This is a genomic window from Janthinobacterium sp. KBS0711 (assembly GCF_000988085.1).
GTDB lineage: Bacteria > Pseudomonadota > Gammaproteobacteria > Burkholderiales > Burkholderiaceae_D > Janthinobacterium > Janthinobacterium lividum_E.
The window spans coordinates 14727-29501 of the sequence record NZ_LBCO01000024.1 but is presented as its reverse complement, the minus strand read 5'-3'; the positions used below and the strand labels follow the sequence as shown (position 1 = coordinate 29501).

General features: G+C 62.8%; 17 protein-coding genes. 3 read left to right on the top strand and 14 right to left on the bottom strand.

The window, feature by feature from the left end:
* From VM94_RS28985 to VM94_RS12645, 8 genes are all read right to left on the bottom strand, one after another.
* Positions 1–562, bottom strand: a 562-nt coding sequence (locus VM94_RS28985; RefSeq protein WP_046684685.1) for an Hsp70 family protein, incomplete at its 3' end; no start/stop codon positions are given.
* 108 nt (positions 563–670) lie between these two features.
* Positions 671–1186, bottom strand: coding sequence for a Fe-S protein assembly co-chaperone HscB (gene hscB / locus VM94_RS12675; protein WP_035820574.1), 516 nt, complete (start codon positions 1184–1186; stop codon positions 671–673).
* Positions 1187–1252: 66 nt separating this feature from the next.
* A complete protein-coding gene (gene iscA, locus VM94_RS12670) occupies positions 1253–1573 on the bottom strand; it encodes an iron-sulfur cluster assembly protein IscA (RefSeq protein ID WP_034750079.1) in 321 nt (106 codons plus the stop codon).
* Between the two features lie 158 nt (positions 1574–1731).
* On the bottom strand, positions 1732–2118 hold the full coding sequence (iscU, locus tag VM94_RS12665; protein WP_034750082.1) for a Fe-S cluster assembly scaffold IscU: 387 nt from the start codon (positions 2116–2118) through the stop codon (positions 1732–1734).
* 55 nt (positions 2119–2173) lie between these two features.
* Positions 2174–3430 carry an IscS subfamily cysteine desulfurase gene (locus VM94_RS12660; protein WP_046683833.1) on the bottom strand — a complete coding sequence of 419 codons (1257 nt, stop codon included), beginning with the start codon at positions 3428–3430 and terminating at the stop codon, positions 2174–2176.
* Between the two features lie 40 nt (positions 3431–3470).
* On the bottom strand, positions 3471–3947 hold the full coding sequence (gene iscR, locus VM94_RS12655) for a Fe-S cluster assembly transcriptional regulator IscR (protein ID WP_034750086.1): 477 nt from the start codon (positions 3945–3947) through the stop codon (positions 3471–3473).
* 336 nt (positions 3948–4283) lie between these two features.
* Complete coding sequence (locus VM94_RS12650; protein WP_046683832.1) at positions 4284–4835, bottom strand: NADAR family protein; 552 nt, start codon at positions 4833–4835, stop codon at positions 4284–4286.
* Between the two features lie 37 nt (positions 4836–4872).
* Positions 4873–5652: a uracil-DNA glycosylase gene (locus tag VM94_RS12645; RefSeq protein ID WP_046683831.1), complete on the bottom strand. Its 780-nt coding sequence runs from the start codon at positions 5650–5652 to the stop codon at positions 4873–4875.
* A 264-nt stretch (positions 5653–5916) separates the two neighbouring features.
* Here VM94_RS12645 and VM94_RS27255 point away from each other — a divergent pair, with 264 nt between their 5' ends.
* On the top strand, positions 5917–7656 hold the full coding sequence (locus tag VM94_RS27255) for a GGDEF domain-containing protein (RefSeq protein WP_082127697.1): 1740 nt from the start codon (positions 5917–5919) through the stop codon (positions 7654–7656).
* 27 nt (positions 7657–7683) lie between these two features.
* Here the strand turns inward: VM94_RS27255 and maiA are convergent, their stop codons facing one another.
* The 3 genes from maiA to VM94_RS12625 are packed head-to-tail and all read right to left on the bottom strand — an operon-like array spanning position 7684 to position 9950.
* On the bottom strand, positions 7684–8334 hold the full coding sequence (gene maiA, locus VM94_RS12635) for a maleylacetoacetate isomerase (protein WP_046683830.1): 651 nt from the start codon (positions 8332–8334) through the stop codon (positions 7684–7686).
* 11 nt (positions 8335–8345) lie between these two features.
* A complete protein-coding gene (locus VM94_RS12630; RefSeq protein ID WP_046683829.1) occupies positions 8346–9368 on the bottom strand; it encodes a fumarylacetoacetate hydrolase family protein in 1023 nt (340 codons plus the stop codon).
* A 48-nt stretch (positions 9369–9416) separates the two neighbouring features.
* On the bottom strand, positions 9417–9950 hold the full coding sequence (locus VM94_RS12625; RefSeq protein ID WP_046683828.1) for a VOC family protein: 534 nt from the start codon (positions 9948–9950) through the stop codon (positions 9417–9419).
* A gap of 126 nt (positions 9951–10076) precedes the next feature.
* Between VM94_RS12625 and VM94_RS12620 the strand changes: the two genes are divergently transcribed.
* Complete coding sequence (locus tag VM94_RS12620; protein ID WP_046683827.1) at positions 10077–11045, top strand: LysR family transcriptional regulator; 969 nt, start codon at positions 10077–10079, stop codon at positions 11043–11045.
* A 61-nt stretch (positions 11046–11106) separates the two neighbouring features.
* On the top strand, positions 11107–11694 hold the full coding sequence (locus VM94_RS12615; RefSeq protein ID WP_138829171.1) for a gamma-glutamylcyclotransferase: 588 nt from the start codon (positions 11107–11109) through the stop codon (positions 11692–11694).
* 4 nt (positions 11695–11698) lie between these two features.
* Here VM94_RS12615 and VM94_RS12610 read toward each other — a convergent pair whose 3' ends face one another.
* The 3 genes from VM94_RS12610 to VM94_RS28980 all read right to left on the bottom strand — a co-directional run.
* The gene (locus tag VM94_RS12610) at positions 11699–12889 is read right to left on the bottom strand and encodes a PA0069 family radical SAM protein (RefSeq protein WP_409929603.1); all 1191 of its coding nucleotides are present in this window, start codon (positions 12887–12889) and stop codon (positions 11699–11701) included.
* A gap of 80 nt (positions 12890–12969) precedes the next feature.
* A complete protein-coding gene (locus VM94_RS12605; protein WP_409929629.1) occupies positions 12970–13536 on the bottom strand; it encodes a tRNA-uridine aminocarboxypropyltransferase in 567 nt (188 codons plus the stop codon).
* Positions 13537–13748: 212 nt separating this feature from the next.
* Positions 13749–14775: methyl-accepting chemotaxis protein (locus tag VM94_RS28980; RefSeq protein ID WP_046684684.1), on the bottom strand; the 1027-nt coding region annotated here is incomplete at its 5' end.

Sequence of the window (14775 nt, the reverse complement as noted above, 5' to 3'; positions counted from 1 at the left end):
CCGCCGTCGGCTCGCTCAACAGGCGCAGCACGTTGATACCGGCCAGCTGCGCCGCATCCTTGGTTGCCTGGCGCTGCGCGTCGTCAAAGTAGGCGGGCACGGTGATGACGGCGCCGACCAGGTCGTCGCCGAGCGAATCTTCCGCACGCTGGCGCAGGGTGGCGAGGATTTGCGCCGACACCTCGACGGGGCTTTTCACGCCGGCCACGGTTTTCAGCTGCACCATGCCAGGCGTGTCCTGGAAATCGTAGGGCAGGTTTTCCGCGTAGGCGATGTCGGCCAGGCCGCGGCCCATGAAGCGTTTCACGGACACGATGGTGTTCTTCGGGTCGGTGGTTTGCGCGGACAGGGCCTTGTAGCCGATGTTCGCGTGGCCATTCGGCAGGTAGCGCACGACGGACGGCAGCAGGGAGTGCCCTTCCTCGTCGTTGAGCACCTCGGGAATGCTGTTGCGGACAGTGGCGACCAGGGAATTGGTGGTGCCCAGATCGATGCCGACGGCCAGGCGGTGCTGGTGCGGCGCGGTCGACATGCCTGGTTCGGAGATTTGCAGAAGTGCCATTGTATTCGTGCCTCGATTAATTTTTTGCGTGATGCGGTTGATGCCTGTCGCGCATTATAAGACGCGCGCCAGACTGGCGCTTGGCACGCCGGTCAAGCTATCCGGAGATCAAACTTCAATCGCCTCATAGGCAAAACGGACTTCCTCGCCAAATTTGTCGAGGAACATCAGGGCGCGCACGCTTTGCGCGGCATTCACATAGTCGGCCGCGTCGAGCTGGGCCGCCACCTGGGCCAGCAAGGCCTTGCGTTCGCCGCGCAGCTGGCGGTCCAGGGCGTCGAGCGCGTCGGCATCCTTGCCGGCGCGGGCATCGCCCAGTTCTTCGCGCCACTCCATCTGCTGCATCAGGAAGCTGACGGGCATGGCCGTGTTCGATTCCGTCTGCAGGTCGACGCCATTGAGTTCGCACAGGTATTGCGCGCGTTTTTGCGGGCTTTTCAGGGTTTGGTAGGCTTCATTGGCGCGCGTGGCCCATTGCATCGCCACGCGCTTTTCAGCGCTGCTGGCGTTGATGAAGCGGTCCGGGTGGACCTTGCCCTGCACGTCGCGGTAGGCCGCGTCGAGCGCGCTCATGTCGAGCGAGAACTGCGCCGGCAACTGGAATAATTCGAAGTGGTTTTGCATAATGGTCAGTGGTCGCTGTACCGCAATCGATGGGTACAGCGCACCGACCGGGGTCTTGCCAGCTGTTTAAATCCTGAAGGACTCGCCGCAGCCGCAGGCGTCTTTTTCGTTCGGATTGTGGAACTTGAAGCCTTCGTTCAAGCCTTCGCGCGCGAAATCGAGTTCCGTGCCGTCGATGTAAGGCAAGCTTTTCGGGTCGACGAAGACTTTCACGCCGTGCGATTCGAAGACGCTGTCTTCAGCCGCCGCTTCATCGACATATTCCAGCTTGTAAGCCAGGCCCGAGCAGCCCGTGGTACGCACGCCGAAGCGCAGGCCCATGCCCTTGCCGCGCCGTTCTATATAACGGTTGATGTGTTTCGCCGCTTTTTCGGTCAGTGTGATCATGTATTTCTCCGCTCCTGTTCCCTCATGGGAACAGGTATCAAAATCCAACAAATTCTAGAGTGCCTGAAAAACGTTCAGGGCAAGGCGCATTGCCGCAGGCAGTACGACTAGTACGACAAGGCAATGCAACGCAGCCATGGGCGTTTTCTCAGGTGCTCTTACGCTGCCGGATGACGGGTCTGGTAATCCAGTACCGCCGCCTTGATGGCGTCTTCCGCCAGGATGGAGCAGTGGATCTTCACTGGCGGCAGGGCCAGTTCTTCGGCGATCTGCGTGTTCTTGATGGCCAGTGCCTGGTCCAGGGTCTTGCCCTTGACCCATTCCGTCACCAGCGAGCTCGACGCGATGGCCGAACCGCAGCCGTAGGTCTTGAATTTCGCATCTTCGATCAGGCCATCGGCGCCGACCTTGATCTGCAGTTTCATCACGTCGCCGCAGGCAGGCGCGCCGACCATGCCGGTGCCGATGGTTTCATCACCCTTGTCGAAAGCGCCCACGTTGCGCGGGTTTTCGTAGTGATCGAGTACTTTGTCCGAGTAAGCCATTTTGATGCTCCTTTAATATTCTTGCCGGCCCCGTCAACAGGGGCCACGGTGTTGGTTAGTGGGCTGCCCATTGAATCGAATTGATGTCGATTCCGTCCTTGAACATATCCCACAGCGGCGACAGTTCGCGCAGCTTGTGTACTTTCGATTTCAGCAGGTTCACGGCGAAGTCGATGTCTTCCTCGGTCGAGAAGCGGCCGATGGTGAAGCGGATCGAGCTGTGCGCCAGTTCGTCGCTGCGTCCCAGGGCGCGCAGCACGTACGATGGTTCCAGGCTGGCCGAGGTACAGGCCGAACCGGACGACACGGCGATATCCTTGATCGCCATGATCAGCGACTCGCCTTCGACGTAGTTGAAGCTCACGTTCAGGTTGTGCGGCACGCGGTGGTCCATGTCGCCGTTGATGTAGACTTCTTCGATCTCCTGCAGGCCCTTGGCCAGGCGGTCGCGCAAGGCCTTGATGCGGCCGATTTCGCTGTCCATTTCTTCCTTGGCGATGCGGAATGCTTCGCCCATGCCGACGATCTGGTGCGTCGGCAGGGTGCCCGAGCGCAGGCCGCGCTCATGGCCGCCACCGTGCATCTGCGCTTCCAGGCGCACGCGCGGCTTGCGGCACACGTACAGGGCGCCCACGCCTTTCGGGCCGTAGGTCTTGTGCGCCGTGAAGGTCATCAGGTCGACCTTGGTCTTTTGCAGATCGATGACGACCTTGCCCGTCGCTTGCGCGGCGTCGCAATGGAAGATGATGCCTTTCGAGCGGCAGAACACGCCGATCTCGTCGATCGGCTGGATCACGCCGATTTCGTTGTTCACCAGCATGACCGACACGAGGATGGTGTCCGGGCGCACGGCCGCGGCCAGCTGCTCGACGGTGATCAGGCCGTTGTCCTGCGGTTCCAGATAGGTCGCTTCAAAGCCGATGCGTTCCAGTTCGCGCACGGTGTCGAGTACCGATTTGTGCTCGGTCTTGACGGTGATGATGTGCTTGCCCTTGGTCTTGTAGAACTGTGCCGCGCCCTTGATGGCCAGGTTGTTGCTTTCCGTCGCACCGGAGGTCCAGATGATTTCGCGCGGATCGGCGTTCACCAGGGCCGCCACGTAGCCGCGTGCCTCTTCCACGGCTTTTTCCGCCGTCCAGCCATACATGTGGCTGCGCGATGCCGGATTGCCGAACTGCTCGCGCAGGTAGGGAATCATCTTGTCGGCGACGCGGGGATCGATCGGCGTGGTGGCCGAGTAATCCATGTAGATCGGGAAATGCGGTGCGGTTTCAAAGTGCACTTGGCCTACGTTTTTTTCTGGGGCGTTCATCAATAACTCCTGCAATCAGCAACTTAGTATTTTGTAATATTCAACCGATGGCGGCGTGGTTACGATGCATCACCATCACGCTTTGTTCGGCAATCTTTTGTCTCTGCTGGTCGACCAGGTCCTGCAAGGACACAGAATCCAGATAATCGACCATTTTTTCGTTGAGTGTGGACCACAATTCATGTGTCATGCAGCGCGCACCCGTGGCCGCGTCGGCGCCGTGGCAATGTTCCTTGCCGCCGCACTGCGTGGCGTCCAGCGGTTCGTCGACGGCGATGATGATGTCGGCCACCGTCACCTTGTCCGCACGGCGCGCCAGGCTGTAACCGCCGCCGGGACCGCGGATCGATTCGACGATCTCATGGCGGCGCAGCTTGCCGAACAGCTGTTCCAGGTAGGACAGGGAAATCGACTGGCGCTGGCTGATGCCGGACAAGGTGACCGGACCTTTACCCTGGCGCAGGGCAAGATCGATCATCGCAGTCACGGCAAAACGGCCTTTTGTAGTCAGACGCATACATCCTCGGTTCAACTAGTTTAAAATATTGCGGCTTTTCAACTTCTCAAACCCTGAGTAGTTGAATGATTTAGTCAAGTATAACAAATTCGGCGGGGTTTGTCAGAGCGCCCCTCGATGACCACAGGGCTGGCAGGGGCTTAACAGGCCACGCGTGACATGGCGGCCTCAAGAAAACAACAATCAAACAACAATATGACAATCGCCGGCTTCACGGCACCTGACAAAACCGTCGCGAGCGGAAGGGAGAGGTGGCCGAGAAGCGCAACCGTACTCTAGTACGGTGAGCATCGCAGGCTACCTATACCGACGCGCAGCAGGTTTGGTCAGGCGCTATCACCCTCGCAGGGCGCTCCTCACTTTCATCAACTCGAAACCGAGCAAGTTCAAGCCGTCCCAGCTGGCGGGGTCCAGGATGCGCGGATTGTCCGACGCCAGGCCCACGCCCCAGATGCGGTCGACGGGACTGGCTTCGACGATGACGCGCTCGCCCGTGCCCAGCAAAAACTTGCGCAGTGCGGCCTTTTGCGAGAACTTGGCAAAGTTGCCATCGAAGACGATGCCGGCGCGCGCCGCTTCCCACACCTTGGCGTCGAAGTTCGCCACTTCGCGCCCCAGCTTCTTTACTTCCGACGGCCGTTCGGCCGCCACGATGCGCGCCTGGACGGCCGTGTCGCCAAACAGGGCCGCCTTTTGCGCCATCATGTAATGCTCGGCCGTCGCATACGTCACGCCGGCCAGGCTGAATGGCGACGGGAACCACTGGCTGAAGCAGCTTTTATCGGGCATCTGCGGCTGCGCCGGCGTGTGCCCCCAGAAATACAGATAGTCGGGCACGCCGCCCGCCGCGATCCACGCCTTCAATTCTTCCACGTTACTGATTTGCATATTCCCCGCACTTCCGCCAGATGGCGTCAATTCAATCTCAAGCACGCAATAGTTGCATCGGGCCAAACAAGGCCTGCATGTCACGATTGCCGATAAAGGACAGATTATACGGATGTTCCGCCGTCACCTGCGGCAAGGACGCCGCCACCGGCAGGCGTTTGATGAGCTCGGCAATCTTGCCCCACAACACCAGTTGCGGCGCGGCCGTCCCGCCCTGCTGCGCCAGCGCTTCCAGCACCACCTGCAGGAAAGGCAGCCAGCCGCGCGCATCCTGCACGGGCGGCACGTGGGCACGGAACACCAGCGCCGCGTTGAGCAGCAGGAAGCCCTGCTCCGTCATCTTGCGCTGCAAGTCAGGCAGGGTCTGGATGACGCCGCTGCCGGCTTGCAGCGCGGCCGCCACCACGGGCGCCATGGCCGCGCCGGACGTATCGCCGCCCTGCAGCTGGCCATCGGCCACCAGCAACATTTTCATGAAGTTGCGCAGGGACGTGGCGCGGTTGACGGGCTTCGACAGGCCCGTGGCCGACCACAGACTGCCGACGGCGCCATCCATGAAGCACACGCCCGTGGCGCTGTCGGCGCGCGGATACGGTCCCTCGCCCACCAGCACATGGCGCACCTGCGCCAGCGGCAGGGCAAACGCGGCGAACAGCCGGCCCTGCGTGGGCAGGTAATCGTCGATGGCCAGCGCCGGCAGGTAGGCGGGATCGGCCGCCATCACGGCGTGCAAGCCGCGCAGCAAAATGGGACGCCAGGAGGCATGCGCCAGGGACAGGGCATCGGTGATGCTGGCAGGAACGGTTGTTGCGGTCATGGGGCGTGAAATATTTGGGCAAACGCAAATTGTAGCGCACCGGTACGCCTGCGTTGTTGAACGAACACACCTCCACATTTCACCGCGATACCAATATCGCAACAACAGTATCAAAAATTGCACGTAATCCGCGCCAATCGAGGCCGGCAATGCTAGACTGGTTTCCCTGGAACTTGAGCCACATCAAGAAATAGTGCTGACCGGATTCTTCCATCCACTAACGCTCATTGCGCCTGGGCAAGTTCTCAACACACTGCCCTGTCCATGCCCTGTCCCTACCTCACACGTTTGCGCGCCGCGATACGCCTGCCCTGCCTGAGCTTTTTGCTATGGCTAAGCTGCAACGCTCCCGCCCATGCGCAAGACCCGGCGCAGATCAGCGCACCGCGTTTTGCGCCAAGACAAGTGCTGGTACTGTATTCGCTGGGCAGCGATGCTTCCTCGCAGTGGCAAACGCTGATCCACAAGGGCATGAGCGCTGAACTGGCCAACGAGAACTGGCGCCTCGCGCCCGGCATCTACGAGGAGCGGCTCGATTCTGTGCGCGTGGGCGAACAGCCTGCCGTAGCCGGACTGGAAACCTATCTGCAAACCAAGTACAAGATGGTGCAGTTCGACGCCATCATCACGGAAAACTACCTGGCGGCCCAGTTCCTGAGCCAGCACCCAAAGCTGTTTCCCGGCGTGCCCCGCTACTATGTGAACCAGGGGCGGCAGGACTGGGTGCCTGCCGACGGCGTCAATCTCGACGTGCGCCACGATTTCGGCAAGGCCGTCTCCGTCATGGTGCAAGTGACGCCTGGACTGCGCCATATCGCCATCGTCGGCGACGCCAGCGCACGCGGCCAGGCGTGGATCGCCGCCATCCGCGCCGCCATCGCGCCCTACCAGGACCGGTTCAAGGTCGAGTTCTGGGATCACCTGAGCCAGGAAGAATTGTGGCGCCGCACCGGCACGCTGGGCGAGGGCAGCGCCATCTACCTGCTGCCCGTCTACCGCGACGAGCTGGGGCAGCGCACCACGCCGCCCGTCATGGCGCGCGACCTGGCCTCGCGCAGCGCCGTGCCCGTTTTCACCAGCGTGGAGTCGCTGATACTGCCCGGCGTGGTGGGCGGCTATGTCATCAGCGGAGAGAAAGTGGGACGTACCATCGCGCGCATCCTGCTGGGCAGAACGCCCGACCCGGACGGCATGCAGGCATATATCTTCGACGATGCCGCGGTACAGCGTTTCGGCTTGCGCAACCTGCCCGGCGAGGCACGCATCCTGAACCGGCCACAAGGAGTGTGGGCGCAATACCACTGGCAGATCATCGCCGGGCTGTCGCTGATCGCGCTGCAAGCGGCGCTGATCACGGCCCTGCTGCTGGCCCAGCGCAGCCGCCGCGCCAGCGTGGCGGCCCTGCATGCGGAGCGCGACATGCTCGAGGAACGGGTCTTGCAGCGCACCCTGGAACTGCTGGTGGCCAACTCCCGGCTGGAGCAGCAAGCCACGACCGACCCGCTGACGGGCCTGGGGAACCGCCGCATGATGACCCTGCGGCTGACAGAGGAACTTGAGCGCTCCCAGCGCTTCGGTCACACGCTGTCGCTGCTGATGATCGATATCGACCACTTCAAGCGCATCAATGACGGCCATGGCCACGACGCGGGCGACCGCGCCATCGCTGCCGTCGCGCAAGTGCTGCGCAGCGTCACGCGGGGCATGGATACGGCGGCGCGCTTTGGGGGCGAGGAATTCGTGCTGCTGATGCCGGAGACGCCGCTGCCGGTGGCGCTGGAAGCGGCCGAGCGCCTGCGCCTGGCGGCAGCCGGCTTGCGCGTGGAATGCGCTGATGGCCAACTGGTCAGCCTTACCATCAGCATCGGCGTGACATCCAATACGCCGCAATCGACGGCACCAGCCAGACGGGAAGCGGACAACTTGACCGATCTGCTGATCCGCGCCGACCAGGCCCTGTACCGCGCCAAACATGGCGGACGGGACAGGGTCGAGTGGAGCTGAACCCGCTTCCCTTATTGACCGGACGCCCTATTCCGCGTCAGGCTGCTGCGACGGATGGGCGGCCGCAAACGCGGGCAAGGCGGCGCAATGGGCATGAATGCGCGCCACGCGCGGATACGGCGCCAGGTCGATGGCGAAGCGCTGCGCATTGAATACCTGCGGCACCAGGCAGCAGTCGGCCATCGTCGGGCTGTCGCCATGGCAGAACAGGCCCGTGCCGGCCGGATCGCCCTGCGCCAGCAGCGCTTCCACGGCCGCCAGGCCCTCGGCCATCCAGTGGCGATACCACTCCTGCTTGGCCTCGTCCGACAGTCCCAGGGTGTTTTTCAGATACTTCAACACGCGCAGATTCGTCAACGGATGGGCGTCGCAGGCGATCGCCAGCGCCAGCGCGCGCACCCTGGCGCGTCCCAGCGCGTCCGACGGCAGCAGCGGCACGGCTGGCTGCGTCTCGTCGAGATATTCAAGCATCGCCAGCGACTGCGTCAGGATGGCGCCGTCGTCGTCGAGCGCCGGCACCAGGGCCGACGGGTTGACGGCGCGGTAGGCGGGCAGCAGCTGCTGTCCGCCATCCTGCAGCAGATGCACGGGGATGCTGTCGTAAGCTATGCCTTTGAGATTCAAGGCAATGCGTACGCGGTAGGCGGCCGAACTGCGAAAGTAGGTGTACAGCTTCACGGGTGCCCTCCTCAGGCGCGGCCGGCGTACACGGCCACGGTCTGCTCGATGCTGCCGAAGATGCTGGCGCCCGCCGCGTCGCGCATCTCGATGCGCACCGTGTCGCCGAACTTCAGATACGCCGTTTTTGGCGCGCCGTGTTCGATGGTTTCATACATGCGCACTTCGGCCAGGCAGCAGTAACCGACGCCCCCGTTCTCGATGCTCGAGCCAAACAGGTTGCCCTGCTTGTTCGACACGGTGCCGGAACCAACGATGCTGCCGGCGCCCAGTTCGCGCGTCTTGGCAGCATGCGCCACCAGCTGGGCAAAATTGAAGGTCATGTCCTCGCCCGCATTCGGTTTGCCGAAGGGATTGTCGTTCAAATCCACCAGCAGCGGCAAATGCAGCTTGCTGTCCGCCCAGTGGCCTTCAAGTTCATCGGGCGTGACGGCGACGGGCGAAAACGCGCTGGCGGCCTTCGACTGAAAGAAGCCGAAACCCTTGGCCAGTTCGCCCGGGATCAGGTTGCGCAAGGATACGTCGTTGACCAGCATGACGAGGCGGATCGCTTTCGCCGCGTCGTCCACGCTGGCGCCCATGGCCACGTCGCCCGTAATCACCGCCACTTCCGCTTCCAAATCGATGCCCCACTCTTCGGATAGGGCGAAGATCGGGTCGCGCGGGCCGATAAAGCTGTCCGAGCCGCCCTGGTACATCAGCGGGTCCGTGTAGAACGAGGCCGGCACTTCCGCGTTGCGCGCCTTGCGCACCAGTTCCACGTGGTTGATGTAGGCGGAACCGTCGGCCCACTGGTAAGCGCGCGGCAGCGGCGAGTGGCACAGCGCGGCATCAAACGGCTGCGCGTCCGGCGCCTGGCCCGCGTTCAGGTCGGCGTAGGCCTGTTCCAGTTTCGGCGCGACGGCGTCCCAGTTGTCGAGCGCCGCCTGCAAGGTGGGCGCGATGGCGGCCACACGCTGATACTGGCGCAGGTCGCGGCTGACGAGGATCAGGGCGCCGTCGCGGCTGCCGTTTTTCAGGGTTGCGAGTTTCATGGTGTTCCTTGTTCGGTGTATTTGTCAGAGAGTGGCGGTCTAATGCGTTCAGGCGTCGGCCGGCGCGTGCATCCAGGCGGCGTGCTTGGGCGCGCGGCGCGTTTGCGACCATTCTTCCAGCATTTCCCATTTGACGGCGTCCAGTTTGGCCATCATGTCGGGCGTGCCCACGTTGGCCGCCAGCTCCAGGCGGTGGCCGTTCGGGTCGAAGAAATAGATCGACTGGAAGATGGCGTGGTTGACCGGACCGAGCACCTCGACGCCGCCGGCGACCAAACGTTCCTTGGCGGCCAGCAGCTCTTCCATGCTGCCCACTTCCAGCGCCAGGTGCTGCACCCAGGCCGGGGTATTGCGGTCGCGGTCCATCGGCGGCTGCGTCGGCAGTTCAAAAAAGGCCAGCACATTGCCCTGGCCCGCGTCGAGGAAGACGTGCATGTACGGGTCCGGCGCCTTGGTCGACGGCACCAGGTCTTCGGCGATGGCGAGGACGAAATTCATGTTCAAATGCTTGACGTACCACTCGACGGTTTTCTTCGCGTCGATGCAGCGGTAGGCGACGTGGTGGATTTGCTTGATCTTCATGTGCTTGTCTCCAATGGATGGCGCCGTGGGCGCGATGGCTGGCCTGTTTTTCAGCTTTTCACCATTAGAATCGAGTTACAGCTATCATACAAACAATTTTTAACCATTGATTTATCGGATTATCTTATGAGTCCCAGCCTGCGGCAAATGCGCGCCTTCGTGGCGCTGGCCAAGACCGGCAGTTTTACCCTGGCCGCCGAATACCTGCACGTGACGCAATCGGCCTTGAGCGGTTTGATCAAGGAACTGGAAAGCGTGCTGGGCGTGCGCGTGGTCGAGCGCAGCACGCGCAAGACGCAGTTGTCGGAAATCGGCCGCGAGCTGTATCCGCTGTTTGAAAAGATGATCGAGGACCTCGACGGCGCCATGGCCGGCATCGCCCAGCGCAAGGCCCTGAAAACGGGCATGGTGCGCATCGCCGCGCCGCAGATGATGGCGTGCACCCTGCTGCCGGAAGTGATCGCCGCCTACCGCCAGGCGCACCCGGACGTGCAGCTGCGCCTGGTCGACTGCCCGGTGGAGAATGTCTCGGCGCGGGTGTTCAGCGGCGAAGTCGATTTCGGCATCGGCCCCGAGCGCGACCCGACGGCGGAAATCGCCGCGCAAGCGCTGTTCGAGATGCCCTTCGTGCTGGTCTTCCCCGAACAGCACCCGCTGCAGCAAAAGGAAAGGGTCACCTGGGCCGACGTGGGCGACTACCCGTTCATTTCGCTGCAGGGCCAGTTCACGGAACGCCTGCTGCGCGACATGCACGGCGCGTTTCGCGAACTGTCGCTCAATCCCTATAACGAAGTGACGTTCATGACGACGGCGCTGGCCATGGTCAGCGCCAACCTGGGCATCACGGTCTGCCTGCCGTATGCGGAACCGATGGTCAAGCTGTATCAATTGCACATGCGCGCCCTGCACGAGCCGGAACTGACGCGACGCTTTTTCGTCTACACGAAGACGGGCCGTTCGCTGTCGCCGGCCGCCGAAAGCTTCATGGCCTTCCTGTTCCGCTTTGTCGAGACGCACGAGTGGAACGTGGGAGCGGCCAGCGGTGCGGCACGCAACACCCTGCCCGCAGGCGGCCCGGCTGGCGCCGCTTTATAATGGCGCATCGCCCCTTGCCGCCTACGCCATGACCCAGCCTGCCCAGAACGACCTGTCCGCCATCGACGCCGCCACCATCGCCATCAACCAGCGCATGAACAAATTCGACGGCCATGCACAGGTCTGGCTGTTCGGCTATGGCTCGCTGATCTACAAGGCCGATTTTCCCTACATCGAACGCCGCCCCGCCAGTATCGCCGGCTGGACGCGGCGTTTCTGGCAAGGTTCGCACGACCACCGGGGCACGCCGATGGCGCCGGGCAGGGTCGCCACCATCGTGCCGCAGGCGGGCGCCGTGTGCGACGGCATGGCTTACCTGATCACGCCCGAAGTCTTCGCCCACCTCGACCACCGCGAAAAGAACGGCTATTTGCGCCTGGCCACCGACATCACCTTCGAGGACGGCGGCAAGGTCGAAGGCCTCGTGTACATCGCCAACGAGGAAAACGCCGCCTTCCTGGGCGCCGCCCCGGAACTGGATATCGCGCGCCAGATCGCCCGATCAAACGGCCCCAGCGGCCCGAACAGCGAATACCTGCTGCACCTGGCCAGCGCCCTGCGCGAGCTGGGCAAGAGCGACCCGCATGTCTTCGCCATCGAGCAGCATCTGGCGCAAATCCAGGCAAAGACTCAGGATAGCGCCGTTTAACTTCTTAAAACAAATCCAGCTGCCCCGCATTGCCCCCTTTTGCCTTGTTTCCCAACGGCGGCACCACGAGCGGGCGCCGGAATTGCGTGCAATCGAGCTGCTTGAAGCGGCCGCCCTTGCCGTGCAGCCCCAGCCGGTGCACGGCCTTTTCAAAGCGCTGACGGATGAGGTCGGCCCACACACCTTCGCCCCGCATGCGCGCGCCGAACGCGCTGTCGTAATCCTTGCCGCCACGCATTTCGCGCACCCGATTCATCACGCGCTGGGCCCGTTCCGGGAAGTGCGCTTCCAGCCATTGCTGAAACAATGGACTCACTTCCCACGGCAAGCGCAGCACCACGTAATGGGCGTGGATGGCGCCCGCGTCGCGCACGGCTTCGAGCAGCTGCTCGATTTCCGGTTCCGTCACGAACGGGATGATGGGCGCGATACTCACGCCCACGGGAATGCCCGCCTCCGTCAGGGTACGGATGGTGCGCAGCCGCCGCGCCGGGGCAGCCGCGCGCGGTTCCAGGGTGCGCGCGATGGCTGGATCGAGCGTGGTGACAGTCACGGCCACGGCCGCCAGATGCTTGGCCGCCATGGGCGCCAGAATGTCGATATCGCGCTCGATCAGCGACGATTTCGTGATCAGCGCCACGGGGTGGTCGCACTCTCGCAGCACTTCCAGCACGCGCCGCGTCAATTGCCGCTCGCGTTCGCATGGCTGATACGCATCGGTATTGACGCCGAGGGCGATCGGTTCAGGCACATACGACGGCTTGGCTAGTTCGCGCCGCAAGAGTTCGGGGGCATTCACCTTGGCGTAGATGCGGCTTTCGAAGTCCAGTCCCGGTGACAGGCCCAGATAGCTGTGCGTGGGACGAGCAAAGCAATAAATGCAGCCATGCTCGCAGCCGCGATATGGATTCAACGAAACGTTGAACGGCAAATCGGGCGAAGCGTTGCGCGTGAGGATGGTGCGCGCCTGCTCGTCGCTGACCTGCGTCTTCCAGGCCGGTGCCGCCTCTTCCTCAGCCGCCCCATCCAGACCGCCTACGCTCCAGCCGTCATCGAAGCCGGCGCGCGCATGCACCTCGTACCGGCCTTGCAGGTTCGAGACGGCCCCACGGCCTTTGTGAGCTTTCAGCGATTGCGGCGGCAACATGGCTTGCCCGGCAAAGCTGTCATCGTGTTCTGGAATGATTGCTTTCATGAACGGCCCCATAAACTGTATATACGTACAGTATACTATGCCGCTGTCCGGCCAATATCAAGGGCTGCCATGGTGCTATTTCAAGCTTTTTCACCCTGCGGCATGACATAACTCAACTGCTGCGCGACAAAACCGTCAAACGCCGTGATCAGGGGAACGAAGCGGGCCGCGTCCTGCTCCAACTGCATCAAGGCATAACACGTCGCTTCCAGGGTCGATAACTGATCTGGCGCGTGCGCCTTGCGGATCAGGTAATGGGAAGCGGGCGTATCGCGCAGCGGCAGGCGCGGCAGCTGTTGCAACGGGGGATTCATATATAGCATCTTGCGGCTCTTGCGCCAGGTGGCGTCCAGCACCACCAATTGCAAGCTGGCCGAATCGGGCAAGATGGCGGGGTCGAGCGCTGGCGGCGGCGCGATGCCCAGCGAACGGTCACCTGGCGTATCGGGATATAGCAGCACGTTGTGCTTGCCGGCTAGCAATTCGGCGAGCGTTTCGGGAGCAAACTGCTCGCCCGTCAGCATGCGGCTGTTGGGCAGACTCAGGTGCAGCAAGCGGGCGCTGCCCTTGGCATTGTGGACTTCCAGCGGATGCTGCAGGATCAGCACTTCCACCGCGTGGGAAACGGGGGAGATCCAGCGGCAGATGCAACTGGAGACGGCGCGCAGGCAGGCTGGGCAGCGCGCGCGTTTTGCGGGTTCAGCCGGGGAGAACGATGCAGCGGGTTGGCTGAAGGTATGGCTGGAAGTATTACTGGAGGGTTGGCTGGGGATACGGCGGGTGGTCATGGCGGAGCGCGTTCACGGCTGTCTTCAAGCCGCGATTGTAGCGCCCGCGCCATACTACCGGGAAACTGCGCTTAAAACTCTTCCCATTCATCGGCCCCGGACGCCACCGGCGCCTTCGGCGCGCGTGCACGCACGGCGTCCGCTTGCGCCGCCTTGCCCGGCGCGGGTGCGGCCACGGCTGGCGCCGGCGCGCGGTGCTTGGCAGGCTGGATGGCGGGCCGCATGGAAGATTTTCCTGGCGCAGACGCCGTCGCGGACGGACCAGCACTGGCCGAAACATAGTGCTGCGTTGCATCGAGCTTGAACAGGCCCACCACATCGGCCAGCTTGGCCGCCTGTTCCTGCATGGATTCCGCCGCTGCGGCCGCTTCTTCCACCAGCGCCGCATTTTGCTGCGTCACCTGGTCCATCTGGCCGATGGCCTGGTTGACCTGTTCGATACCGGCGCGCTGCTCATCGCTGGCGTCGGTGATCTGGTTCATGATCTGCGTCACATGGCTGATACTTTGCACGATCTCGTCCATGGTGCGGCCCGCCTTGTCCACCAGCTGTGAACCGGCCTCGACCTTTTGCACGGAATCGTCGATCAAGCCCTTGATTTCCTTGGCCGCCGCGCTGGAGCGCTGCGCCAGGTTGCGCACCTCGGAAGCCACGACGGCAAAACCACGGCCCTGCTCACCGGCCCTGGCCGCTTCCACGGCCGCGTTCAAGGCCAGGATATTCGTCTGGAAGGCGATGGCGTCGATGACGCTGATGATGTCGACGATCTTGCGCGAGGAATCGTTGATCGACCCCATGGTGCTGACCACTTCCGACACCACCACCCCGCCCTTGCTGGCGATCTGCGACGCGTCGATGGCCAGCTGGTTGGCGCTGCGCGCATTGTCGGCGTTGAGTTTCACGGTGGAAGTCAGCTCTTCCATGGAAGAGGCCGTCTCTTCCAGCGAACTGGCCTGCTCTTCCGTGCGCGACGACAAGTCCAGGTTGCCGGCCGCGATTTCGCTCGACGCCGTGCTGATCGATTCGGTGCCGGCGCGCACCTGGCCGACGATACTGACCAGCTTATCGTTCATGTTTTTCAGCGCATGCATCAATTGC